Raw genomic sequence first — 23913 nt, forward strand, 5'->3', positions numbered from 1 at the left:
AATCCATTCCGGAAATCGACTCGAAGAGAGCCTAAGCAAAGAACGGGTGGGGAGCGTCTCCCGTTCCTTTCGCCTTCATGACGGCGATGCACTGATCGATCTGCTGATCGGACATGTTCAGTCCGAATTCGCCGCACAGCACGTCCCTGAACTCTCTCTCGGTCATCAGCCGGCGTTTCTCCGCGTGCCCGTCTGCGTCCCGGACGGTGACACGCGCGTTGTACATGGTGATCCGGCTCCTGTTCGGTCCCGGCTTTGCCACGATGATGTTGCCTTGGTACGGCGTGTCCGGATAAGTCGCCGTGTACCAGTTGGTGATCTCGTATTCGCCATCGTAGCGAGGGTAGGGAATGACCCGGTAAATGTGCTGCCAGCCATGCTTGAGCCGCGCCTGGAGCGTCAGCTCGCCGCCAACATCGATGAAGCGCATGACCTCGTGGGGTGTCTCTTGTTCGATCTGCGGCACAAGCATCAGCGCGCAGGTCGGCGCGAGGTTGCCGAACCCGACATCTGCGAGATAGGTGCCCTCCGGCAGGTCCACTTTCAGCAACATGTGGATGGCCGGGCGCGGTGCATCGATCTCCAACCCGCGCACGACGCGCCCTTGCAGGCTTGTGATCCTGTAGCCGAGCGACCGAAGCCCGGCTCGGAACAGCATGTTCTGTTCAAAGCAGTATCCGCCTCGTCCGCCGGCAATCATCTTCTGCTGGAGCGTAGGCACATCGAGCTTGGGCGGACGCCCGAGCATGATATCGAGCGTTTCGTATGGAATTGAATGCGAGTGTGCGAGAATGAGCTGATTTAGAGTCTCGAGCGTTGGCGCGAGCGGCCCATTATAGCCGATGCGCGCAAGCCAGGCCTTCTGATCGAGTTGAGTGTCGAACATCGCACGCACTCCGGGGGTCTGGTACGCCCATATTGGCATTCTTCGGCCCGGCGTCCCAGACATATCCGTTCGACGGCTTGGCTCGATTGGAGTTCGAGAGAACGGCAGCCATTGGCCCATCATCGACATCGAGAGACCTGGTTAGGACGCCGCCGCCTTCCGACGCGCGCCTCTGCGCTCGCGGATAGCGAGAGGCCCTGCTCAGACCAATGAGGCGAGACAAGCGCCGTGCACGCGATTGTGGCTGCTGCAATGGCAGAAATTCGTACCCATTTCATGTGAACTCTGCATTGTTGTTGCAGGGGTGATGAGCTTGCTGGGTGCCGGCATGCCGTTCTTGATCTATCGCAATTTTGCGGGCGACACGTCTTCCCTTTGGGACAATGGTGCGAGCGGCGTATTCGGATTGAAACTAGGTTCACTTCGCCAGTGGTGACGATCTTCCGCGAGCGAGCAGGGGCATTTCACAGCAGCACGAGCCGACCCCCATGCGTACCCGAACATGGTCGCAGCGATCGAAACAGCGCCCGAACGAGCGCACGCCCAACCCTATTGAATTGCGCCTTTCGCACGAGACGACTGTGAGCGTTTCCGCGTCAAACGAATCTGCGTTTGACCCGCTCAAATCACCCCTCGTGAGAGGATGGTTCAACGGCGAACTGCGCCCGCCCACCGAGGCTGACCGGAAGTCATTGCGGGAGGACTAAGCCCGATGCGATCGACCCGAAGGCGAACGCAATCTCGGTCCGCTTGATCCACGCCGTCCATGAGCGAACGACTTCTGAGCCCACGCGAGAAGCCACAACGCTTGCTCCAAAAGCCCGGGATCAGTGCGCCGTCTGAGATTGCCGAGACCGCCGAGCGCCTCGCGCCCTGGACCACCTGCAGAGGACAACGTCGCGACACCTCAAAGGGCGCGTCACGCCTTCTTGACGATCTCGAAACCTCTTGCGGTCAGTTCTTTCAGGATATTCTTCACCAAGTGCGAGCATTCATCGGGCTTGATCCAGCACGCGCTCCTCCAATCAGGATCGTCGTCTCTGGAATATGACGTAAACGCGGACCGAATACCGGCCTCTAGTGCATCAGTGGCATCGTCAGGCATGCTGGCCTCCAGCGGGTCTCCAGAAAGCGATGTGTCTTGGTAGCCGCCTCATTGGCAGCCCGCGACCGATCGCCACTCAATGCGTACTGGCACAAACTGCACATTACACCGGAACCATAATTTAGTACCGTCCCAACGTCTGGAATTGCCAGATCAGCCTGGGCATGAGGGGCGTGATGGTGGACTTCGTCTTCAAGGCCAGCATCGTAGGGCTCGGCCTATTTTCTACGGTTCTCTTATCTCTGCTGGTCCTCAGCCTGTAGGATATTCACGGGATGAGCGGTCCCGCGCCTCGCCCGGACAGTCCCTGCAGCCGCCATCCTGCGATGTCAGTGCTCCTCCCGCACTGCTCACATGTCAGATGAGAGCATCCTAGAGATCGTCCACGCCTGGTGTTCTCGCGAGAGGCCTCGCGTGTGCAGTGCGGGCAGGCCAGTGCAGCGCGTCTGCACTCAAAGATGGCGAGCAGAGAGCTGAGCACGCGATTATCAATCCGCTATCGATCCACTATCAATCCACTTCACCAATTCCACGATCCAAAACGACGGCCCCGGACTTGGGGGCTGAGATTGGGGGCCGGGACCGTCATCGAGGCGCGGGGCGCGAAACCGTCCGCGCAATGCCAGTAAGGTCGATGTCCGTGCGGCTAGCAATTGTCTCCTGGTACAATCTCTTCGAGGTGCGCTGATCCGGCCGTCGCAGCCGCCGGCGCCGGCGTTGCGGACGGCCTGGGGCGAGGGCGGGTGGTCGCTTTCGTTTGCCCGGCGCCTGGCCGGACAAGACTTGTGACGCCGGCCATGAGCCGGAAACTGGGGGCACGCTTGCCCCGACCGGGTGACCCCTCGCGGACATCCGCCGCTTGGACCCGCGCCAAAAATTGCTTACGCTCGGGATGGAAGCATCGGGGCTTGGCGATGCGGCGACGGCAGTTCATCACGCTTGTGAGCGGTGCGGCAACGGCCTGGCCGCTCGCGGGGCGGGCGCAGCAGGCGCGGCGGCAACACCGCATCGCGTTGGTTCATTCGGGTATCCCCGCCGGTCAACTGACCGAAACTGCCGGCCCCTTCTGGGTCCGGCGGTTTTATCAAACGCTGCGTGGGCTCGGGTATGCCGAGGGAGGCAATATTGTCGTCGAGCGTTATTCAGCCGAGGGGCGCTCGCAGCACTTTACATCTCTCGCCGCTGCCGTCGTTGGCGGCAATCCGCAGGTGATCGTTGTAAATCTTAACGAACTGATCAAGGCGTTCGCCGCAGCCACGACAACGATACCGATTGTCGCGATCATGGGAGACCCGATCGCGACGGGATTGGTTGCAAACCTCGCGCATCCCGGAGGCAACCTGACGGGCGTCAGCATCGATGCAGGCTACGAAATCGTCGCGAAGCGCCTGCAAATCCTCAAGGAGGCGATGCCCTCGGCCGCCAAGGTCGCTTACCTGACATCGTCGCGTGCCTTGATGGATACCCCCCTGGGATTGTCGCTTCAGAAGGCAGGGCAGGCCCTCGGCATCGTGCTGAGCTGGAAGTTCTTTCCAGAGGTGGATGATGCGCAGCTCCATCGCACCTTTGCCGAGTTGACGTCACAGCAGTACGACGCTGCCATGGTTGATGCGAGCGGCAGCTTCCTGGCACGACGCGCCTTGATCACCGAGCTCGCCGGGAAACTTCATCTTCCGATGATCTATCCCTTTCGCGACTATGCGGATGCAGGTGGGCTGGTCAGCTATGCGCCGGATCTCGGTGAGCTTGCCGAGCGACTTGCCGTTGATGTGCACCAGATCCTCAACGGGACCAGGCCGGGCGACATCCCGATCTACCGGCCCAACAAATTCCAACTGGTCATCAATCTGAAGGCCGCGAGCGCGCTGCGCCTCGAAATGCCTGCGATGCTGCTCGCCCGTGCCGACGAGGTCATCGAATGAGGGAAGCCATCCGCTGTGGTGCAATGGTCGAAATCATTGCCGTGCACGGGGTAACAAGACTCGTGTCACGCCATGGGCATCGCAGCAATCGGCGCGTGCGGGATTATGTCCGTTTGACCCTTAAATCCATGGTGATATTGTCGTAACTGCAGTCTGTCCGGGAGGACACAATGGGATGGTTTGACCGGCTGTTTAGAAGGACGTCGGCGCCTACGACCCGACTCCTTGCGCGGTTTGGGCGGAAGTCGCGGGCACCGACTGATCCTGATCTTCTGAAGATTGCCAAAGACCGAAAGGGGCATGTTTCGCGCAAAGCCGTGAGGAATGAATACAATCGGCTGCTGTTGGAGAAGTATGCGCACGACAAGTCCTGATTTCTGGTTCTGTCCAGAGGTTGCAGGACGTGCCATCGCTGGAGATGGTGAAGCCGGCCATCGCGCTCTGCGAGATGGGGCACACTTGGTTCGTTGCGGCCTGAATGCACAGATCTTTGGCTGGGTTGCGTAGTCCAGCTCTCATGCCCCGGACGCAGCGCTCCGCGCTGCACCGTGTCCGGGATACGAGAGAGCTGGAGCTCAACCGCAGCAGAAGTCCTGCGGAGAGGAAGAACTAATGCGTGCGTCCTGACCGCTTGAGATCGGCGACTTTAAACCGGTTGCCGGCCGCCAGGCTGCTGCAAATCCAGTGGGCTTTGTTTCGATTCTCGCCCAGGAACACCTTCGTCTCGACGCAATTCTCGTAGGATGTATGGGTGATGGTGTCTCGGCACGTTGGCGAGAAGGGTCCATAATCTATATTGCCGCCCGACTCGCTGCAGCCAATCCAGGGCTCCTTGCCCTGCGGGAAGCTTGATGCGCAGCCACCGTTGCAACTGCTGGCGACTCTTTCCAGGCTGGCAATCCTTCCCATCACAGAACCCGGCGCATAGGAAGGCGTCCGTGTGCCTGAAGACGACGTTTGAGCGGCTGACGATGTCCGGCGTGATGATGTTCCGGCATTTGTTGCCTGAGTCGGCTTTTGCGGCCTTGCCTGCTGCTTCGGTGCATCGACCGAGACGGGGGGAATCGTGGCGGCGGAGCCTGTCGGAGTTTGCGACGCGGCCGGGCCGCATACCAGGAGGGTTGACAAGAGAGCGACGGTTGAAGGCACGACAAAGGTTGATGACAATCTCATGACCATGTCCTTCCCAAATCCGGAGACGGAAATGCCGACCCGGTAAGTGGACGGTAACAGACATTCGTGGTTGAGCAATCAAAGGTTGAGAGCGCGTCTGCAGAGATAATCGCGCCATCGGCATGGTGCTCAAGGGTACGCTCGGCTCGCCTCACGACGAACGCCACGTTGCTTGATCTCGATCAATAGGGCGCTTTTCCGCTGAACCTAAAACGGCGTTGCGTAGCCCCACTACGCGACCCACCCAAAGCCGTCGGCTTCCCCAAGGGCTGGCGGCTTCCTTTTGTTCGCCTTACAGGGGTCCTGGAAACGCGGTAGGGTGATTGCCGGATTTTCCCGAGCTTGAGCCGGATCAATCCCGGCTGCTTGCATCGGCCTAGCATGGGTTCAGCCCTCAGGGAGGACGAATGATGCTGGTGAGGATCAATACCGCCCCCCGCATGTCAATTGACGGGCATCTTGCCGCTCTGGCCGGTGAGGGGATGTGCTACAGCGAATTCAGGTACCGCAGGGGCCTCGAGATTTTTGGCGAGGGCGAAGAGCCCGAGTACGTCTACCAGATCGTCTCGGGTGCGGTGCGCACCTACAAGCTTCTCCCGGATGGTCGCCGCCAGATCAACGCGTTCCACCTGGCCGGCGACATGTTCGGATTCGAAAATGAGGCAATTCACCGTTTCACGGCTGAAGCGATCGTCGAAACCCATGCCCACCTCATGCGGCGCAGCAGCATTCTGGAGGCCGTGCGAAATGGAGGCGCAGGTACCAAGGACCTCATCAAATTCGTCACCCAAAATCTTGCGCACGCCGAGAGCCATATGCTTCTCCTCGGCCGAAAGACATCGCTCGAGCGTGTGACGGCATTCCTTCTCGAGATGGATGAACGGCTGCACCACCCGGACGTGATGATCTTGCCGATGAGTCGCCGCGATATCGCCGATTATCTCGGACTGACCCTGGAAACCGTCTCCCGGGCTCTTTCGATCCTGCGAGACGAAGGACTTCTGCGCTTTGACGGAAATACTCAGCGGCGGCTTGAACTGGTCGACCGTGACGCTCTCGCGAAGATCGACGCCTGACGGTCGCATCCGCCAGCCTGGCAAGCTTCCCTGACGCCGGCGCTCGAGCGGCCGACGATGTCGCATTGCATTAGCCTGAATGACCGCCAGTGACCCATAGGGCCCGGATGACGCCGCGGGTCTCTAGTGGTGGGGAGGACTGCAGTCCAACTCCTTGATCCTCCCGGCGGCGTCAAACGCAAAAAGCGCGCTCATGACGCCAGCACTCGTGACGTACGAGAGGATGGTCCCGTCGTGCCAGGGATTGAGATCGTCCAAGGTGCCTGCCGGATATTCCCGGAGGCGATCGACCCAATAGGCACGAAGTGCCTCGCGGCCGGTGATGGTTTTGACGCAGCCGCAGCCGCAGTGAACCACGGCATCGTCGGCATACATATCCAAGATCGCTTCGATATCGCCAGCGCGGTAGGCATCGAGCCAGTCAACCGCAACGCCCATCGGGTCAAAGGACATAATTCTCACCTGAATACCGTCATAACCATACCGTCAAAACTCGCAATTTTAGATCGGGTTAACCCCGCTAAGCCTCTTTCTCGAAACGATTAATTGTATTTTAATACCCCGTACCCGGCCCCGGCCATATGCCGAAGGACATAGAACCGGGACGAGGCATATTTCATGTTGGACGTCATTGCGAAGCACGGGGTATTTCAGCGCATCCGGCTTGTGATCGCAGATCGACAGCCGATCGTTCTGCAGGGACTGAAGTCGGTATTCGCGGCACAGCAGGACTTCGACATCGTCGCATCGTTCAGCGACGCGACAAGCTGCCTCGAAGCCATCAGGAAATTGACACCCGACGTCGCGCTGGTTGCCGACACCTTGCCGGATCTGACGGTCGCCAAGATCCTCGCGATCGCGAAAGCCGAGAAGCTTTCCACGCGCCTGGTGTTCTTTACCGAGTACGACACCGACGAGGATCTGGCCGCGGCCATTGCTGTCGGCGCCTGCAGTGCAATTTCGAAGTATGCCTCTCCCGCCACGATGCTGCGATCACTGCGGCTGATGACCAAGAGCGGCGTGTCGCTGGAGCAGTCCGACCTCGCGCCAACCGGCAAGGAACTTGACGGCGGCAAAATTGAAAAGATGCTGGAGCTGCTGACGCACCGGGAACGTCAGATTGTTCGACTGGTGTCGGAGGGAATGTCGAACAAGGAGATCGCGCGCCAGCTCGACCTGTCCCACGGGACAGTCAAAGTCCACCTGTACAATATTTTCCAGAAGCTCGAGATCACCAACAGAACGGTGCTCGCGACCATCGCATTGTTGCAACGTGCCTCTGGCTTCGGCGCGCTCTCGCTGGCCCTTCTGGTGATCGCCATTGCGGACGAACTCAAGGCGTCGGAAGCGAACGACGTGCTTCCGGATGACGACGGCATCCGCCATGCGGGCGAGCACGCCGAATATGAGCCCTGGAAGAAGGCCATCCTCCGGCACCGCATCGCCTGGGAATCCGTCGAGACGTCCCCGGTCACGCAGAGAGACTTTCTTGCCAAGGTGGGCGAGGTCACGAACCCGGCGGCGGCAATGGAAGCGCTGCGCGGGGCCGAGCAGTCCGTGAGCTCCAAACTGTGGAAAGACCACGGTCCTGTCGGGTCGAGCACGCCCAATCCTCCTGCGCTTTTGCCGCGAGGAACGAACGACACACAGATTGGAGGTGACCCGGCCCCGGACCATCTCGTCCCGCGGCTTGCGTCCAATCCGATGTCGCTTCAGGGAGGGTATGGCACCTTCGCCTCTCTCGCCGGTGCGTTGATCTACGCACTGCACGACCCCCATCTCGCACAGACGCATGACCCGGCCAAAGCGTCGCTCGACGGATTCGTGACCTTCACCGGAGAGAGTGCGACCACAAAACTGGCCACGACCACCGATGCCGGCGCTCATCATGTCGACAACTCAGCCTCGGCCTTGGCTTCACACGAGTCTCACCTGCCTTCCGCGTTCGTGAGCACTGGGAACGAAAGCGTCGCTGGAGAAGGCGGTGGGGGCCAGATCAGTCATGGCGCTGCGGGGGACGCCGCGGGCGCCACCCTCCAAGAACTGCTTGGCTTGTTGAATCTTGGTCAGGATGCCGGTCTTGGCGGAGATGGCCGCGATCAGCAAATGGGCGGCAACGTTGGAAACGTTGCTTCTCGTTCCCCGATCGATTCCCATTCGACCTCTTCCGACGCTGCCTTTGATTTCGGATCCGGGTCGAGCAGGATCAATCTTGCGGCTTTCGGAGCGCTTGCCTGGCTGCATATGACTGAGGCAAGCAAGTCCATCCCGCCACATACCCTTGCCTGGATCTACAACGCCGCAAGCAATGAAACGATCGTCTATGTCAATCCGACCGATCGTAGCCTCGATATCGGCGATCGCGGCCTGGTGGAAATCCATCTGCAGGGGATTGTATCCGTTGCGGAGTTGGATCTCGTCGGCCAACCGGAAGGCGCGGTTGTCTCGATCACCCTGGAGCAGCTCGAGGCAGCGCTGACAGCGGCGGACGCAATCGATGAGACTGTGCTGAGTGCCGACAATGTCCATGCCATTAGCGGGGCGGGCGAGGGCACGGTCGAGACGGCTGGAATTTGGCGCATTCTGGCCGACGACGGCTCGAGGTTCCAGTTCGGGCAGACGCGGGCCGGCCTGGGTGCGTCGAAGTTCAAAACCTTCACCAACGATTCGACGGAAGCAACGGACGGGAGCGATGGCACGTCTGTCGTGACGGCTCACGCGTCATCAACCGGGCTTGTTCACAGTGTGACGGTGACGGCAGCTGAAAGTCTCACATTGAAGAGTGAGCCGATCAATGCGGGCACCGGCGTTTCGTCGACCGGGCTGAACGAGATCGTCCAACCGAGCGTCGTAACGGCCGACAGCACGGGCCGCGGTAACTCTGAGCACGCTTCGGAGCAAGGGTCTGAAAAGGCGGCGGAGGCGACCGACGAGGACCACGGCAACTCTGCGCACTCGAACTCTGCGAAGGCGGCTGCCACGGAGACGACTGACTCCAAGCCGGGCAACGGTGTCGGCAACGACAAGAAGACGGCAGAGACAGCCGACGAGGGCCACGGCAACTCGGCGCACTCGAACTCTGCCAAGGTGGCCGACACGGAGTCGACTGAAGCTGACTCCAAACCGGGCAACGGTGTCGGCAACGACAAGAAGACGGCCGAGACGGCCGACGAGGTCCACGGCAAATCCGAGCACTCGAACTCTGCCAAGGCGGCCGACACGGAGTCGACTGAAGCTGACTCCAAACCGGGCAACGGCGTCGGCAACGACAAGAAGACGGCCGACGAGGTCCACGGCAAATCCGAGCACTCGAACTCTGCCAAGGCGGCCGACACGGAGACGACTGAAGCTGATTCCAAACTGGGCAACGACGTCGGCAATGACAAGAAGACGGCCGAGGCGGCTGACGAGGAGCACGGCAAATCCGAGCACTCGAACTCTGCCAAGGCGGCCGACACGGAGACCACTGAAGCTGACTCCAAGCCGGGCAACGGTGTCGGCAACGACAAGAAGACGGCCGAGGCGGCTGACGAGGAGCACGGCAACTCCGGGCACTCAAACCCTGCACAGGCGGCTGCCACAGAGACGACTGAAGCTGACTCCAAGCCGGGCAACGGCGTCGGCAATGACAAGAAGACGGCCGAGGCGGCCGACGACGACCACGGCAACTCCGAGCACTCGAACTCTGCCAAGGCGGATGCCACGGAGACCACTGAAGCTGACTCCAAGCCGGGCAACGGCGTCGGCAATGACAAGGAGACGGCCGAGGCGGCCGACGAGGAGCACGGCAATTCGGGGCACGCTTCACAGCCTACCTCTGCAAACGGGCCGAAAGCAGCCGACGTCGTCGATCCGGACATCGCAGCGGTCGACAGTGCGAGCCGCGGTAACTCGGATCACGTTGCGGAGCCGGGGTCTGCAAAGAAGGAAGCCGCGGAGTCGACTGACTCTGACTCCAAGCCGGGCAACGGCGTCGGCAATGACAAGAAGACAGCCGAAGCGGCCGACGTGGACCACGGCAACTCCGGGCACGATTCACAGCCAACCTCTGCAAACGCACCGGATGCAGCCGAGACCGTCGTACTGAGCGTCGCAACGGCCGACAGCGCGGACCGCGGTAACTCGGAGCACGCTCCGGATCCAGGGCCCGCAAAGGCAGCAGCCACGGAATTGGCCGAAGCTGACTCCACCCCGGGTAACGGCGTCGGCAATGGCGCCGAGCATCATGCTCTGGCCGCGGACGGTGCGGGCGCGTCGGCGGCAGAGCAGACGGCCGAATCGGCGGTCGTGGAACACGGCAATTCGGGGCACGATTCACCCTCAACCTCTGCAAACGCGCCTGATACAGCCGAGGCTATCGAACCAAGCGTCGCAAGCGGCGATAGCGCGGGCCGCGGTAACTCGGAGCACGCTGCGGAGCCAGGGCCTGCAAAGGCGGCAGCCACGGAATTGACTGAAGCTGACTCCACACCGGGCAACGGCGTCGGCAATGACAAGAAGACAGCAGACGCGACCGTCGTGGAACACGGCAATTCGGGGCACGATTCACAGTCAACCTCTGCGAACGCACCTGATACAGCCGAGACTGCCGAACCGAGCGTCGCAAACGGCGATAGCGCTGGACACGGAAACGCGCAGCAGGTGGCGCAGTTAGCTCCGATCGCATCAGAAGCCGCACAGCCTGCTCAGGCCGTGCCCGAGACCGGCAGCGCGGATCAAGACCTGGTGTTCCGCTTCGATAGCGCGGCAACTCCTTCCACTCCCGTCGCGGTCGTTGTGGCTCAAGTGCTCGACACTCTGCTCGATGCGCATGTACCGCCCGGTCAGCAAAAGGCCCTCGAGATCATCGTCCAAATGATCCCTAATGCGCCGGACGACCACGCGGCCAGCCACGGCAATAGCGGTTCGCATGGACATGCGGCTCATGACTTGCTGATTTGAAGTGTCGCATCGTCATTGACGGCGGCATGGGCAACTCGGCTCTCGTGGCCAGGACGCAGCGCTGGGTCTCGCCGTCACCCCCGTGAGGTGCTCGTGCTGCGGTGGAGAGCGGCCAAAATAAAAACGGGGCCGTGAGGCCCCGTCAAAAGTCCGTAAGTGTCCCGCGATCTTACTTGATCTTGGCTTCGCGGAATTCGACGTGCTTGCGCGCGACCGGGTCGTACTTCTTCTTGACCAGCTTGTCGGTCATGGTGCGCGAATTCTTCTTGGCGACGTAGTAGAAGCCGGTGTCGGCCGAGGACACGAGCTTGACCTTGATGGTGACCGCTTTGGCCATGTTCTGAACCTCAGAAAATTGGGGAATCTGGAGCCGGCCAAACGGCCCGCGTTGGCCGGCAACCTAGCCAGAAACCGCCTGATGTCAAGGTTTCGAAGCGTTTTCCAGCGAAGTGGGTACCGGTTCGCGTCAAGAAAACGCGCCAAAAACAACAACCTAGAGCCCCGGCAGGGGATCTAGCCCGGAAAACCACTCAAATCGGCCCGATTAGGCCTCGAAGAATCGGTTTTTCGGCCGCGGCAGGCCCAGATTCTCCCTCAAAGTGGCCCCTTCATACTCTTTGCGGAAAATCCCGCGCTTCTGCAGCTCCGGGACGACCTTGTCGACGAAGTCGTCGAGGCCGGCGGGCAGGAACGGGAACATGATGTTGAATCCGTCCGACCCGCGCCCGACCAGCCATTCCTCCATCTGGTCGGCGATGGTTTTGGCGGTGCCGACGAAGGCGAGGCCGCCATAGCCGCCGACGCGTTGGGCGAGCTGGCGCACGGTGAGCTTTTCGCGGGCGGCGAGGTCGACCATGCGCTGGCGGCCGCTCTTGCTCGCGTTGGTCTCGGGGATCTCGGGGAGGGGACCATCGGGATCGAAGCCGGAGGCGTCGGTGCCGAGGATGACCGAGAGCGAGGCGATGGCGCTGTCGTAATGCACGCGGCTGTCGAGCAGCGCGCGCTTCTCCTTGGCCTCATCGACGCTGTCGCCGACCACGACGAAGGCGCCGGGCAGGATCTTGAGATGTTCAGGATCGCGGCCGACCTTCTCCATGCGGCCCTTGATGTCGGCATAGAGCTTCTGCCCGTCGGCGAGGCTGCCGCCGCCGGTGAACACCGCTTCGGCGGTCTCGGCGGCGAGCTGCCTGCCGTCTTCGGAGGCGCCAGCCTGCACGATCAGCGGCCAGCCCTGCACGGGGCGGGCGATGTTGAGCGGCCCGCGCACCTTCAGATATTTGCCGTTGTGGTCGAGCGTGTGCATCTTCGCGGGATCGAAGAACAGGCCGCTCTCGACGTCGCGCACGAACGCATCGTCGGCGAAGGAATCCCACAGGCCGGTGACGACGTCGTAGAACTCGCGGGCGCGCTTGTAGCGCTCGGCATGCTCCATGTGGTCGTCGAGGCCGAAATTCAGCGCCGCGTCCGGGTTCGAGGTGGTGACGATATTCCACCCCGCACGCCCGCCGCTGAGATGGTCGAGCGAGGCGAAGCGGCGCGCGACGTGATAGGGCTCATCAAAAGTGGTCGAGCCGGTCGCGATCAGGCCGATCCGCTCGGTGACGGCCGAGAGCGCCGACAGCAGCGTGAACGGCTCGAACGAGGTCACGGTGTGGCTGCGCTTGAGCGCGTTGATCGGCATGTTCAGCACGGCGAGGTGATCGGCCATGAAGAAGGCGTCGAACTTGCCGGCCTCGAGCTTTTGGATCAGCGTCTTGATGTGACCGAAGTTGAAATTGGCGTCGGGCCAGGCCCCGGGATAGCGCCAGGCGCCGGTGTGGATGCTGATCGGGCGCATGAACGCGCCAAGCTTGAGTTGCCGTTGTGCCATCGCGTCCTAAGTCCGTTCTGGGTGACGTTCGCAAAGACATAGGAACGCGGAGGAACTCTGCCATTGGGATGGTCGAGAAGATTTTTTTGTTTTTCGATCAACTCTCAGCACGTTCGCGTCGAAGGGGACTACTGCCCCCGCGCCCTTTGATCGAAGGCGCTCAGCACGGCGAGCGTCATCGCGGTGACGCCGGTCTGGATGGTCGGTTTCGGCACCGGGGCGAATTGCGGCGAGTGGTTGCCGGGAAGCGGCGGGCCGCTGCCGTTACGCGCGGCGGCGACGCGCTCGGGCTCATAGACGCCGATGTTGAAGAACATCGAGGGCACGCCGGCGTTGACATATTCCGAATAGTCCTCGCTGGTCGTGTTGGCCGGGCTGAGGTTGAACTTGTCGCCGAAGGCCACTTTCAGCACCCGCTCGGCCTGGCCGACGACGGCGGCATCGTTCACCACCGCCTTGGTTCCCTCGTCGAGATGGATTTCGGGCGCCGGTGCATCCGCCATCGCCGCCACCGCCTTCGCCGTCCGCTCGATCCCAGCCAGCATCCTGGCGCGCACCTGCGGCTTGAAGCTGCGGATGGTGCCGATCACCCTGGCCTCGTCGGGAATGATGTTGCCGGCGGTGCCGGCGTGGATCGCGCCGATGGTGACGAGGCCGAATTCGGTCGGGTCCTTCTCGCGGCTGATCACGCTCTGCACGTCGACGACGAAGCGGGATGCCATCATCACGGGATCGATGGTCGCCTGCGGTATTGCGCCATGGCCGCCGCGGCCAAGGAATTTGATGAAGAGACCGTCGACATTCGACGATCCGACCCCGACCCTATAGGTCACGAAGCCGTAGGCTCCACTGCCGTCGTGCAGGGCAAAACCCGCATCGGGTTTCGGAAAGCGGGTGAACAGGCCATCGTCGATCATCGCCTTGGCGCCCGTGACCTCTTCCTCGGCGGGCTGCGCGATGAACATCAACGTACCGTGCCACTGGTCCTTTAGGCCGACCAGGGTCTTCGCCGTGCCGACCCAGCTCGCCATGTGGATGTCATGGCCGCAGCTATGGGCGACAAATGTCTCGCGGCCCTGCCAGATCTGTTTGTCGCGGCTGGCATAGGGCAGGCCGGTCTTCTCCTCCATCGGCAGCGCATCGAGCTCGGTGCGAACCATGATGGTGGGACCGTCGCCGTTCCCAAAGATGGCAACAAGGCCGGTCTTGCCGACGTGCTCGGTGACCTCAAAACCGATCGCACGCATCTCGGCGGCGAGTTTCGCCGCGGTCTTCACTTCCTGGTAGGCAAGCTCGGGATGGGCGTGGATGTCCTTGTAGAGCGCGTCGAGCTTCGGATATTCGCTCTCGAAGGAGGTCTCGATCGTTTGCTTCAATCTGGCGACGTCGAGCTCCGCATGGGCAGGTGGCGAGAGCAGGCTGAACAACGCCACGGAAGCGAGCAGAGGCCTAACGAACCGCGTCATCCAATCCTCCAGTCGTTCAAGAGCCCTTTCCTTGACCTAGCACATCTCGTCGTATCCTGCCGCCATGGAAATGGAAGAACGGCACCGGCGCGTCGTGACGCAGGAGGCCGGTCGCAAGGCGTCGGAGACGTCTCTTCGAACCAATCCGCCCTTCGCCCCGACCAAGCCAAGACCTCGCAAGGAGACCCGACATGGCCGGCGCAATGACACTGGATGGCGGCATGGTCCGCATTGACCGGCCCATGCCCTGGGTCGGCCGGCTATTGTCGCTGCCGCTGCTGGCGGCGAGCGGATATCTCCTGTGGAACGTCGCGCTCGGGCTGCGCCAGGACTTTTCCGGCTTCGGCCGGCTCGCCGACGACCTCGTGCCGGTGCTGGTGTTTACCGGGCTCGGGCTGCTGGTCGGCATTCCCGGCCTGATCCTGCTGACCTTCCGCACGTTCGTCGTGCTCAACGAGGCGCTGCGCCAGATCGTCATCACCAGGCAGTTCGGCCCGCTGAATTTTCGCAAGCACCGCAATTTCGCCGACTACCACTTCATCAGCATCACGGAAGACTATGATCCGGAGTTGACGGCCTATGACGTCAATCTCTGCGGCAGCAAGGGCACCGAGCCGATCACGCTGATGAGCTTTACCAAGCGTGAGGAGGCGGACGGGTTCGCAAGCGAGCTCGGGCAGGCACTGAAACTTCCCGTGCGCGATTATGTCGGCACCGAGCCGGATGCGGACTAGAGGGACGCCGTCGTCAGGCGTGCGCCCGAGGGATTATGCGATGAGATGGCCTTATCTGAATTTGACGCGCGCTGATGCGTTGGGCATCTTGGTCGTTCTCGTCATCATTTGCGTTTGTGCTTTTGTCCTTGCTCGGTTTCCGTCCGTTCATCAGGCAACAGGTTTCGGCCCGGATTGGGATTGCACGAGTATCCCCAATAGTGAGCCGGTCTGCGTGAAGAAGACGGTGCGCTGAACGGAAAAGGGATCAGCCCAAAATATCCTTCTGCATCTTGCCGCCGTAGAAATGGAAGAACGGCACCGGCGCATCGTGGCGCAGCGGGCCGGTGGCAAGGCGGGTGTCGAGTTCGTTGAGCACGTTACGCGTCATCGGATGCAGATCGGCGAGCGGCTTCGAGCCGAGCTCGACCCAGACCAGCTCGACCAGCTCGGCATCGGCATGGATCACGCCCTCGACACGGTGGGTGATCGCGGAGGCATCCGCGGTGAAGAAGCGGGTGTCGAACCGCTTGACGCGGCCGGGCGGGGTGATTGCGCGTGCGATCAGGAACAGGCTGGAGGGATCGGGCAGCAGGCCTGCATCGGCGAACGGCTTCCACGGACCTTCGAGCCTGGCCTTGCCTTCGACCTTGCGGCCGAGGCAAAGGCCGGTCTCCTCGCAGGCCTCGCGGATCGCGGCGATCGCCAGCGATTTTGCGCGCGAGGCCGGGGTCTTCGGGCTGCCCTTGGCGAGATTGGCTTCGAGCTCCGTGGTGATGGGCGCGGCAACCGGCACGCGGTAATCGTCCTTGTCGACGCGGCCGCCGGGGAAGACGAACTTTCCGGGCATGAACACCACCTTGTCGTGGCGCTTGCCGACCAGAACCTTTGGAACGGCGCCGCTGCGATCGACCAGGATCAGCGTCGCGGCATCCTTCGGGCGGAAATAGGGATGGTGGTCGGCTTCCTTGCCTTCGTGGATCTTGGCCTTTTCTTCTGCCTGCGAAATATCCGTCATGTCCTCACCCAAACCGTTTTTTGCTTTTTGCTTAGACCGGCGGAATACCATCCGGAGGGTTCTCGTCAAAGCCGTGCATGCGCAGAGCCCATTGCAATCCGACCACGGCGCCTTTCACCGGCTGCAGCAGTGCAAGCGAGGCGAAGAACGTGAAGGGCAGATAGGCTGCGAAGCTGATCCAGACCGGCGTGGTGTAATTGGTCTCGATCCAGAGGATCGCGGGTACCACAATGTGGCCGACGATGACGATCACGAGATAGGCCGGCAAATCGTCGGCGCGGTGCGGCGTGAAATCGAGGCCGCAGACCGAGCAATTGTCGGCGGTCTTCAGGAACGCGCGGAACAGTTTTCCCTCGCCGCAGCGCGGGCAGCGGCTGCGAAAGCCGCGCTTCATCGCTGTCCAGACGTCGCGCTTCTCGACGAGGCCGGTCTCGCGCGTCCAGATCTTCGGGGCCGTGCTCATCGTCACCACGCCTTGCCCTTCTTGCCCTTAGCTTTTCCCTTGTTCTTGCCCTTCTTTCCCTTGCCGGACTTTTGCTTCTCCGGCTTGCGTTTTCTCTCTGGACTGCGCCCGGGATGGGCCTTGGACGATTTGCGCTGCGCGCGGAGCGGCCTGCGCTCGCGCGGGCCGCTCTCGCTCTCCGACGACAGCAGCTCGAAGCGCAGCGCGCCTGCGATGGGAGCGGCTTCGATCAGGCGGACGTCAACGACGTCGCCGAGCTGGTACATGGTGCCGCTGCGCGTGCCGACCAGGGCATGACGGCCCTCGTCATAGTTGAAATATTCCGCGCCGAGGGATCGGATCGGGATCAGCCCGTCGGCGCCGGTCTCGCTCAGCTTGACGAACAGCCCGGCGCGGGTGACGCCGGAGACGCGGCCCTGGAAGCTCGCGCCGATGCGGTCGGCGAGATGATGGGCGATCAGGCGGTCGACGGTCTCGCGCTCCGCCTTCATCGCGCGCCGTTCGGTCAGGGAAATATGCGCGGCGACTTCGCCGAGCGATTCCGGCGTCTCGCTGTCGGGCAGGGCGCCTTCGCCGAGGCCGAGCGCGCGGACCAGCGCGCGGTGCACGACGAGGTCGGCATAGCGGCGGATCGGCGACGTGAAATGCGCGTAGCGGCGCAGGTTCAGCCCGAAATGGCCGTAATTCTCCGAGGAATATTCCGCCTGCGCCTGGGCGCGCAGCACGACTTCGCTCACCAGCGGAAAGTAATCATGGCCTTCGAGCTGGGCCAGCACGCGGTTGAACGTCGTCGGGCGCAGCGCGCCTGATTTGGCGAAGGGGACGTCCAGCGTCTCCAGGAATTCCGCGAGCGCGTGGACCTTCTCCAGCGTCGGCTCGTCATGGACGCGGTAGATCAGCGGCAGCGACTTCTTCTCCAGCATCTCGGCCGCGGCGACGTTGGCGAGGATCATGAACTCCTCGATCAGCTTGTGCGCATCGAGACGCTCAGGGACGACGACGCGGTCGACTGTGCCGTCATTCTTCAAGAGGATCTTGCGCTCGGGCAGATCGAGATTGAGCGGATCGCGCTCGTCGCGCGCGCGCTTGGCGCAGGCGTAAGCGGCATAGAGGGGTTTGAGGATCGGATCGAGCAAGGGGCCGGTGGTGTCATCCGGGCGTCCGTCGATCGCGGCCTGCGCCTGCGCGTAGCTGAGCTTTGCGGCGGAGCGCATCAGGATGCGATGAAAACTGTGCGAGCGCTTGCGGCCGTCGGGGCCGAGCACCATGCGCACCGCGAGCGCGCCGCGCGGCTCGCCCGGCACCAGCGAGCAGAGATTGTTGGAGATGCGCTCCGGCAGCATCGGCACGACGCGGTCGGGGAAGTAGACCGAATTGCCGCGGTCGAGCGCGTCGCGGTCGAGCGCAGTGCCCGGGCGGACGTAGAAGCTGACATCGGCGATGGCGACGTTGACGATGAAGCCGCCCTTGTTGTTGGGATCATCGTCGGCTTGCGCGTGCACCGCGTCGTCGTGATCCTTGGCGTCGGGCGGATCGATGGTGACGAGCGGGACGTCGCGCCAGTCCTCGCGTCCCCTAAGGTTGGCGGGCTCCGCGGCTTCCGCCTCGCGCTCGGCGGCGGAGGAGAATGGCAGCGGAATGTCGTGGGCGTAGATCGCGATCAGGCTGATCGCCTTCTCCGACTTGACCGAGCCGAGCTTCTCCTTGACCCGTCCCGAAGCGAGCCCAAAGCTGCGCGTGCGGACGATATCGACGCTGACGAGGTCGCCGTCCTGCGCGCCGTGCGTATCGGCTGGGGCGATGTTCAACTCGCGATCGGCGGACTTCTTGTCCACGGGGACGAGCCGTCCACCGCCTTCGGGAAGGCTGCGGAACACGCCTAAGATGCGGGTCTTGGTCTTGTCGAAGACCTTGATGATGCGGCCGCGATAGGCCGGTCCTTCGGTCTCCTCGGAGCGCTCGACGCGTAGCAGCACGCGGTCGCGAACGCCGGCGGCGGTGCCGGGCTTGGGCCGGCGCGGCATCTCGATGAGGATCTTTGGCGGCTCGCCGCTCTCGACCTCGTCCCATTCGGTGGGAGTGGCGATCAATTCGCCGTCGCGGTCACGGCCGGTGAGGTCGGCGACCAGCGTCGGCGGCAGCGTGTCCGGTTCGGAGACCTTGTGGCGCTTCTTCTTGATGGTCCCGTCGTCGGCGAGCTCGCGCAGCATGCGCCTGAGCTCGGCGCGATCGGCGTTCTTCAGGCCGAACTCGCGCGCAATTTCGCGGGTTTCGACCTTTCCTGGATTTGCCTTGATGAAGGCGACGATGGCTTGCTTGTCGGGAAAGCCACGGTCTTTCTTTGGTTTCACTTAACCTCTAATTCTTGCCGGCACTCTTCTTGGCCGGAGCCTTGGTGGCGGCTGCCTTGGTCGGCGACGTCTTTGCGGTCGACGACACGGCGGCGCGCGCCTTGCTGGTCGATTCGGATTTGGATTTGGCCGCCGCTTTCTTCGCGGCCGGCTTTTTGGTTTTCGGCGCGGCATCCTCGCCGTCGGCCTTCTCTGCAGCCTTCTTGGCCTTGGCAGGCTTCGCCGCCTTCTTCGCCTTGGTCTTGCCGCCGCCCTTGGCCGCGCGCTCGTCGATCAGCGCGATCGCCTGCGGCAGCGTGATGGCGTCCTTCTCGAACTCGGCGGGGATCGTCGCGTTGACGCCGCCTGCAGTGACATAGGCGCCATAGCGGCCGCTCTTCACGGTGACGGTGCCGAGCGAGGGATGATCGCCGATGGCTTTGCCGGGATCGGCGCCGAAGCGGCGGCTCGGGCCCTTGGCGACCTTCTCCGCGATCAGCGTCACGGCGCGGTTGAGGCCGATGTCGAAGACCTCGTCGCCGGCTTCCAGGCTGGCATAGGTCTTCTCGTGCTTCACGAACGGCCCGAAGCGGCCGAGGCCCGCCGTGATGGGCTGACCGGTTTCCGGATGCTTGCCGATCTCGCGCGGCAGCGACAGCAGCTTCAGCGCAAGCTCGAGATCGACATCGGCGGGCGAGGTGCCCTTCGGGATGCCTGCGCGCTTCGGCTTCTCGCCTTCCTCATAGTCCTTCTGCTCGCCGAGCTGGATGTAGGGGCCGAAGCGGCCGGCCTTGACCCAGACGTCGCGACCCGTATCGGGATCCTGGCCGAGCGAACGGTCGGCCGTCGCCTCGCCATCGGCGGCGAGCTGACGGGTGTAGCGGCATTCCGGATAGTTCGAGCAGCCGACGAAGGCGCCGAACTTGCCGGCCTTGAGATTCAGCCGGCCGGTGCCGCAGTTGGGGCACTGGCGGACGTCACCGCCATCGGCGCGGGCGGGGTAGATGTGCGGCCCCAGCATCTCGTCGAGAACGTCGAGCACCTGCGCGACGCGCAGATCCTTGATGTCGTCGACGGCGCCGATGAAGTCGCGCCAGAAGTCCTTCAGCACCTGCTGCCAGGAGATCTCGTTGTTGGAGATTCGGTCGAGCTGCTCTTCCAGACCAGCAGTGAAATCGTATTCGACGTAGCGGCTGAAGAAGCTTTCCAGGAACGCGATCACGACGCGGCCCTTGTCCTCGCCATGCAGGCGCTTCTTCTCCAGCTTGACGTAGCCGCGGTCCTTCAGCACCTGGAGGATCGAGGCATAGGTCGAGGGACGGCCGATGCCGAGCTCCTCCATGCGCTTGACGAGGGATGCTTCGGAGAAGCGCGGCGGCGGCTCGGTGAAATGCTGGGTGACGGCGAGCGACTGCCGCTTCAGCGCGTCGTTCGGGCTCATCGCGGGCAGGCGGCGGGAGTCTTCGTCCTCCTCGTCGTCGCGGCCTTCCTGGTAAAGGGCGAGGAAGCCGTCGAACTTGACGACCTGGCCGGTGGCGCGCAGCTCCAGCGTACGGCCGCCGGCTTTGGCGGTGATGTCCACGGTGGTGCGCTCGAGCTCGGCCGATTCCATCTGGCTCGCGATGGTGCGCTTCCAGATCAGCTCATAGAGCCGGGCCTGATCGGCATCGAGCTTGCGGCTCATGCTGTCGGGACGGCGGGAGAGGTCGGTCGGGCGGATCGCTTCGTGCGCTTCCTGGGCGTTCTTGGCCTTGGCCTGGTACTGGCGCGGGGAGTCCGGCACATAGGCGTTGCCGTAATCCTCGCCGATCACCTTGCGCGCCTGGGTGATCGCCTCGGGGGCGATCTGCACGCCGTCGGTACGCATATAAGTAATGAGTCCGGTGGTCTCGCCGCCGATGTCGATGCCTTCATAGAGGCGCTGGGCGATGCGCATGGTGTGCGCCGGCGCAAAGCCGTATTTGCGGCTGGCCTCCTGCTGCAGCGTCGAGGTGGTGAAGGGCGCCTGCGGATTGCGGCGGGCCGGCTTGGCGTCGACCGCCGTGACGGCGTAGGCGGCCGCTTCCAGCGCCTTCTTGAAGTCTTCGGCTTCCGCGCCGGTTCCGATGTCGAGGCGCTGGATCTTCTTGCCGTCGGCGCCGACCAGGCGGGCCTCGAAGGCATCGCCGCGCGGGGTGAGCAGGGTCGCGATCAGCGACCAATATTCGCGGGCTACGAACTTCTCGATCTCGAGCTCGCGGTCGCAGACGAGGCGCAGCGCGACCGACTGGACGCGGCCGGCCGAGCGGGCGCCCGGCAGCTTGCGCCACAGCACGGGGGAGAGGGTGAAGCCGACCAGATAGTCCAGCGCGCGGCGCGCCATATAGGCGTCGACCAGCGCGCCGTCGATCTCTCGTGGATGCTTCATCGCCTCCGAGACGGCCTGCTTGGTGATGGCGTTGAACACCACGCGCTCGATCTTCTGATCTTTCAGCGCGCGCTTCTCCTTCAGCACCTCCAGCACGTGCCAGGAGATGGCCTCGCCCTCGCGATCAGGGTCGGTCGCCAGAATCAGGCGGTCGGCGCCCTTCAGCGACCTCGCAATATCATTGAGCCGGCCGGCCGCCTTGGGGTCGACCTCCCAGATCATCTTGAAATTGGCGTCGGGATCGACGGAACCGTTCTTCGCCGGGAGATCGCGGACATGGCCGAACGAGGCCAGAACCTCGTAGGACGAGCCCAGATATTTGTTGATCGTCTTGGCTTTCGCCGGCGACTCCACAATGACGATATTCATTTAGTTCCAGTGGCTTACGGGAAAATCTCGGGCCGAAAACGAAAGGACTCGGGTCGGCCGTTTCGACCCGAACATGGGTGGTGAGGCGGCCCCTGTCAAATCGAGGGGTGTTGAAAGCGCTCGGAATGGGAAAAGTTTCATATCGAGAAAGTTGCAAAGTACCACCTTGGAGTTGCGATCCATGTCGGCGTAGTGTCTCTGTGGGGCATGGATTCGGGGTGGGGACGGGTGACAAGGCCGGGAAAGAAGCGGGCGCGCGCCGTATCGGGCGCGCCGGGGGGCTCGCGCAACGAGGAACCGGGGGAAGGCGGGGCGGATGAGGCGGTGGCCTTCATCGCCGAGCAGGTGGCTGCCCTGCGCAAGCTCGCCGAGCGCCACAAGCTGGACGTGCTGCATTATCTCCTGGGCATGACGCAGCTCGAGGCCGACGAGCATTTGCGGCTGCGGACGAGGCGCAAGCTGTCGTAGCGGCGCGGTCTTATGTCAGCCCCGTCATCCCTGTGCGAGCGCATAGCGCTCGTCGCTGGAGGTGCGAGGCTTGGGATGCGAACGCATCGCAAGCCGCGCCTCGAAGGATGAGCGGCCCCGCCGATGCAGCCGGGCCGTCGCCCTTCGAGGGCCGCTGAAGAAGCGGCCACCTCAGGGTGACGGTGAGAGATATACGCTCGCAGTGACGGTGTGGTGGCAGTTCGCTGCTATCCCGCCGAGCGCCGTCGTCGCGCCGGTCTCGGCTTCAGCGTGGTGTCGGCAGGGCTGAGTAGCCGCCCGTCCTCGGCGCGCATTTCGAGCTTCTTCACCGGGCGGCCTTTTTCGCGGTCGACCAGGATCGTCGCGATCTCCTCAGGCGTGTCGTCGAACTCCTCGCTCCATTGCCGGAGTGCGACCAGGATCGGGAAGGTGCCGCGGCCCTTCGGTGTCAGCACATATTCCTGATAAGCGCTGCCGTCGGAGGCGGGCGCGGTCTCCAGGATGCCGTGGTCGACCAGCGCGCGCAGCCGCGCTGACAAGATGTTCTTGGCCATGCCGAGCTTGCCCTGAAACTCGCCGAAGCGGCGCAGGCCGAACAGCGCCTCGCGGATGATCAGCAGCGACCACCAGTCGCCGAGCGCGTCCAGTGAGCGCGCGATCGGGCAGGAATCGCCCTCGAAGCTCGTTCGTTTCACCATCGTTCCGGTCCTTTCGCGTTCGCACGGTCCTGCCGCCGATCACGCGCTTGTGTGGTTGCATCATAAAACCAAATGGCCTAGATGGCAATGTAGTTTCATCATGCAACTACTGGAGGCGAGCGTGAGACTGAAGAACAAGACGGCCCTGATCACCGGCGGCAATAGCGGCATCGGGCTTGCGACGGCAAAACTGTTCGTGGCCGAGGGCGCCAGGGTGGTGATCACCGGGCGCAACAAGGAAACGCTGGCCGCAGCGGGGAAGGAGCTCGGACCGAACGCGCTCGCGGTCGCGGCCGATGCCACCGACATCGCCGCGACCGAGGCCGCGATCAAACAGGGCGCCGAAAAATTCGGCAAGTTCGACATCGTGTTCGCCAATGCCGGCATTCCCGGCAGCACGCCGCTCGGCGCCGCGACGCTGGACGTTTTCGAGAAGGTCATCAGCACCAATCTGACCGGCGTGTTCTTCACCGTGCAGTCGGCGCTGCCTTACCTCAACGACAATGCCTCGATCATCCTCAACGGCTCGGTGATCTCGGTGCTCGGCATTCCCGGCTATTCGGCTTACGGCGCGGCGAAGGCCGGCGTGCGCGCGATGGCGCGGATCATGGCTTCAGAGCTGTCGCCGCGCGGCATCCGCGTCAACGTCGTCGCGCCCGGCGCGATCCGTACGCCGATCTGGGGCGCCGCGATCGCAACGCCGGAGGCCGAGAAGGCGTTCGAGAAGCGCATCGGGCTGATGACGCCGCTCGGACGCCTCGGTGAACCCGATCACATCTCGAAGACGGTGCTGTTCCTCGCCTCCGACGATGCCGCGCACGTGCAGGGTCAGGAGATCTTCGTCGACGGTGGCGCGGTGGCATCGCCGAGCGGCGCGCCGATCTATCGCGGCTGATCAAGTAAAACGAAAATTGAATCGGTCGGCGCCACGACGTTGGTTGCGTCGGCCGGTTCCTTCGCGTTGTGCGACCTGATTTCTAAACCTTTGCGTGAGGCGTTGAACCTTCA

Annotated in this window: 18 protein-coding genes and 1 pseudogene; 6 read left to right on the top strand and 13 right to left on the bottom strand. The window is 62.9% G+C overall.

The annotated features are described in order from the left end of the window. Window positions 1-31: 31 nt before the first annotated feature. Together JQ603_RS00385 and JQ603_RS00390 are read right to left on the bottom strand one after the other, a co-directional pair. Window positions 32-886, bottom strand: coding sequence for an arylamine N-acetyltransferase family protein (locus JQ603_RS00385; RefSeq protein ID WP_212335830.1), 855 nt, complete (start codon window positions 884-886; stop codon window positions 32-34). A gap of 919 nt (window positions 887-1805) precedes the next feature. Further along, entirely contained in the window at window positions 1806-1991 is a 186-nt protein-coding gene (locus JQ603_RS00390) for a hypothetical protein (protein WP_212335831.1), read from the bottom strand. Window positions 1992-2905: 914 nt separating this feature from the next. Between JQ603_RS00390 and JQ603_RS00395 the strand changes: the two genes are divergently transcribed. Continuing rightward, window positions 2906-3913: an ABC transporter substrate-binding protein gene (locus JQ603_RS00395; protein ID WP_212335832.1), complete on the top strand. Its 1008-nt coding sequence runs from the start codon at window positions 2906-2908 to the stop codon at window positions 3911-3913. A 609-nt stretch (window positions 3914-4522) separates the two neighbouring features. Here JQ603_RS00395 and JQ603_RS00400 read toward each other — a convergent pair. After that, complete coding sequence (locus JQ603_RS00400) at window positions 4523-5086, bottom strand: hypothetical protein (RefSeq protein WP_212335833.1); 564 nt, start codon at window positions 5084-5086, stop codon at window positions 4523-4525. A gap of 440 nt (window positions 5087-5526) precedes the next feature. On the opposite strand from JQ603_RS00400, the gene JQ603_RS00405 reads away from it, so the two are divergent. Then, window positions 5527-6162, top strand: a complete 636-nt coding sequence (locus JQ603_RS00405; RefSeq protein ID WP_245003427.1) for a helix-turn-helix domain-containing protein — start codon at window positions 5527-5529, stop codon at window positions 6160-6162. A 123-nt stretch (window positions 6163-6285) separates the two neighbouring features. Here the strand turns inward: JQ603_RS00405 and JQ603_RS00410 are convergent, their stop codons facing one another. Beyond that, a complete protein-coding gene (locus JQ603_RS00410) occupies window positions 6286-6615 on the bottom strand; it encodes a nuclear transport factor 2 family protein (protein ID WP_212335834.1) in 330 nt (109 codons plus the stop codon). Between the two features lie 165 nt (window positions 6616-6780). Between JQ603_RS00410 and JQ603_RS00415 the strand changes: the two genes are divergently transcribed. After that, window positions 6781-11103, top strand: coding sequence for a LuxR C-terminal-related transcriptional regulator (locus tag JQ603_RS00415; RefSeq protein ID WP_212335835.1), 4323 nt, complete (start codon window positions 6781-6783; stop codon window positions 11101-11103). Window positions 11104-11272: 169 nt separating this feature from the next. Here the strand turns inward: JQ603_RS00415 and rpmG are convergent, their stop codons facing one another. The 4 genes and pseudogenes from rpmG to JQ603_RS37905 all read right to left on the bottom strand — a co-directional run. After that, entirely contained in the window at window positions 11273-11440 is a 168-nt protein-coding gene (gene rpmG / locus JQ603_RS00420; RefSeq protein ID WP_007603295.1) for a 50S ribosomal protein L33, read from the bottom strand. 207 nt (window positions 11441-11647) lie between these two features. Next, window positions 11648-12973, bottom strand: coding sequence for an LLM class flavin-dependent oxidoreductase (locus JQ603_RS00425; RefSeq protein WP_212335836.1), 1326 nt, complete (start codon window positions 12971-12973; stop codon window positions 11648-11650). A 128-nt stretch (window positions 12974-13101) separates the two neighbouring features. Further along, complete coding sequence (locus tag JQ603_RS00430) at window positions 13102-14439, bottom strand: amidohydrolase (protein WP_212335837.1); 1338 nt, start codon at window positions 14437-14439, stop codon at window positions 13102-13104. Window positions 14440-14455: 16 nt separating this feature from the next. Then, window positions 14456-14563 (bottom strand): annotated as a pseudogene (locus tag JQ603_RS37905) (NUDIX hydrolase); the annotation flags it as partial. Between the two features lie 67 nt (window positions 14564-14630). On the opposite strand from JQ603_RS37905, the gene JQ603_RS00435 reads away from it, so the two are divergent. Beyond that, window positions 14631-15173, top strand: a complete 543-nt coding sequence (locus tag JQ603_RS00435) for a hypothetical protein (protein WP_212335838.1) — start codon at window positions 14631-14633, stop codon at window positions 15171-15173. A 247-nt stretch (window positions 15174-15420) separates the two neighbouring features. Here the strand turns inward: JQ603_RS00435 and JQ603_RS00440 are convergent, their stop codons facing one another. From JQ603_RS00440 to topA, 4 genes are read right to left on the bottom strand one after another with little or no spacing between them, the layout of a single operon-like run. Continuing rightward, complete coding sequence (locus tag JQ603_RS00440) at window positions 15421-16170, bottom strand: NUDIX hydrolase (protein WP_212335839.1); 750 nt, start codon at window positions 16168-16170, stop codon at window positions 15421-15423. Window positions 16171-16201: 31 nt separating this feature from the next. Next, window positions 16202-16642: a DUF983 domain-containing protein gene (locus tag JQ603_RS00445; protein WP_212335840.1), complete on the bottom strand. Its 441-nt coding sequence runs from the start codon at window positions 16640-16642 to the stop codon at window positions 16202-16204. Beyond that, window positions 16636-18984 (bottom strand): ribonuclease R, encoded by a 2349-nt coding sequence (rnr, locus tag JQ603_RS00450; protein WP_212335841.1) that lies wholly within the window; start codon window positions 18982-18984, stop codon window positions 16636-16638. Before rnr ends, JQ603_RS00445 begins: the two co-directional genes overlap by 7 nt. 7 nt (window positions 18985-18991) lie before the next feature. Further along, a complete protein-coding gene (topA, locus tag JQ603_RS00455; protein ID WP_212335842.1) occupies window positions 18992-21739 on the bottom strand; it encodes a type I DNA topoisomerase in 2748 nt (915 codons plus the stop codon). Between the two features lie 228 nt (window positions 21740-21967). Here topA and JQ603_RS00460 point away from each other — a divergent pair, with 228 nt between their 5' ends. Continuing rightward, entirely contained in the window at window positions 21968-22207 is a 240-nt protein-coding gene (locus JQ603_RS00460) for a hypothetical protein (protein WP_212335843.1), read from the top strand. Between the two features lie 227 nt (window positions 22208-22434). Here JQ603_RS00460 and JQ603_RS00465 read toward each other — a convergent pair whose 3' ends face one another. Then, window positions 22435-22905, bottom strand: a complete 471-nt coding sequence (locus tag JQ603_RS00465; protein ID WP_212335844.1) for a winged helix-turn-helix transcriptional regulator — start codon at window positions 22903-22905, stop codon at window positions 22435-22437. A gap of 121 nt (window positions 22906-23026) precedes the next feature. Here JQ603_RS00465 and JQ603_RS00470 point away from each other — a divergent pair, with 121 nt between their 5' ends. Further along, complete coding sequence (locus JQ603_RS00470) at window positions 23027-23800, top strand: SDR family oxidoreductase (protein WP_212335845.1); 774 nt, start codon at window positions 23027-23029, stop codon at window positions 23798-23800. The last annotated feature ends 113 nt before the right edge of the window (window positions 23801-23913 follow it).

Source organism: Bradyrhizobium liaoningense (assembly GCF_018130825.1).
GTDB classification, from domain to species: domain Bacteria; phylum Pseudomonadota; class Alphaproteobacteria; order Rhizobiales; family Xanthobacteraceae; genus Bradyrhizobium; species Bradyrhizobium liaoningense_B.

Coding starts and splice junctions, on each gene's coding strand:
- JQ603_RS00385 (WP_212335830.1), bottom strand. CDS start 886: ATGTTCGACACTCAACTCGATCAGAAGGCCTGGCTTGCGCGCATCGGC.
- JQ603_RS00390 (WP_212335831.1), bottom strand. CDS start 1,991: ATGCCTGACGATGCCACTGATGCACTAGAGGCCGGTATTCGGTCCGCG.
- JQ603_RS00395 (WP_212335832.1), top strand. CDS start 2,906: ATGCGGCGACGGCAGTTCATCACGCTTGTGAGCGGTGCGGCAACGGCC.
- JQ603_RS00400 (WP_212335833.1), bottom strand. CDS start 5,086: ATGAGATTGTCATCAACCTTTGTCGTGCCTTCAACCGTCGCTCTCTTG.
- JQ603_RS00405 (WP_245003427.1), top strand. CDS start 5,527: ATGTCAATTGACGGGCATCTTGCCGCTCTGGCCGGTGAGGGGATGTGC.
- JQ603_RS00410 (WP_212335834.1), bottom strand. CDS start 6,615: ATGTCCTTTGACCCGATGGGCGTTGCGGTTGACTGGCTCGATGCCTAC.
- JQ603_RS00415 (WP_212335835.1), top strand. CDS start 6,781: ATGTTGGACGTCATTGCGAAGCACGGGGTATTTCAGCGCATCCGGCTT.
- rpmG (WP_007603295.1), bottom strand. CDS start 11,440: ATGGCCAAAGCGGTCACCATCAAGGTCAAGCTCGTGTCCTCGGCCGAC.
- JQ603_RS00425 (WP_212335836.1), bottom strand. CDS start 12,973: ATGGCACAACGGCAACTCAAGCTTGGCGCGTTCATGCGCCCGATCAGC.
- JQ603_RS00430 (WP_212335837.1), bottom strand. CDS start 14,439: ATGACGCGGTTCGTTAGGCCTCTGCTCGCTTCCGTGGCGTTGTTCAGC.
- JQ603_RS00435 (WP_212335838.1), top strand. CDS start 14,631: ATGGCCGGCGCAATGACACTGGATGGCGGCATGGTCCGCATTGACCGG.
- JQ603_RS00440 (WP_212335839.1), bottom strand. CDS start 16,170: ATGACGGATATTTCGCAGGCAGAAGAAAAGGCCAAGATCCACGAAGGC.
- topA (WP_212335842.1), bottom strand. CDS start 21,739: ATGAATATCGTCATTGTGGAGTCGCCGGCGAAAGCCAAGACGATCAAC.
- JQ603_RS00465 (WP_212335844.1), bottom strand. CDS start 22,905: ATGGTGAAACGAACGAGCTTCGAGGGCGATTCCTGCCCGATCGCGCGC.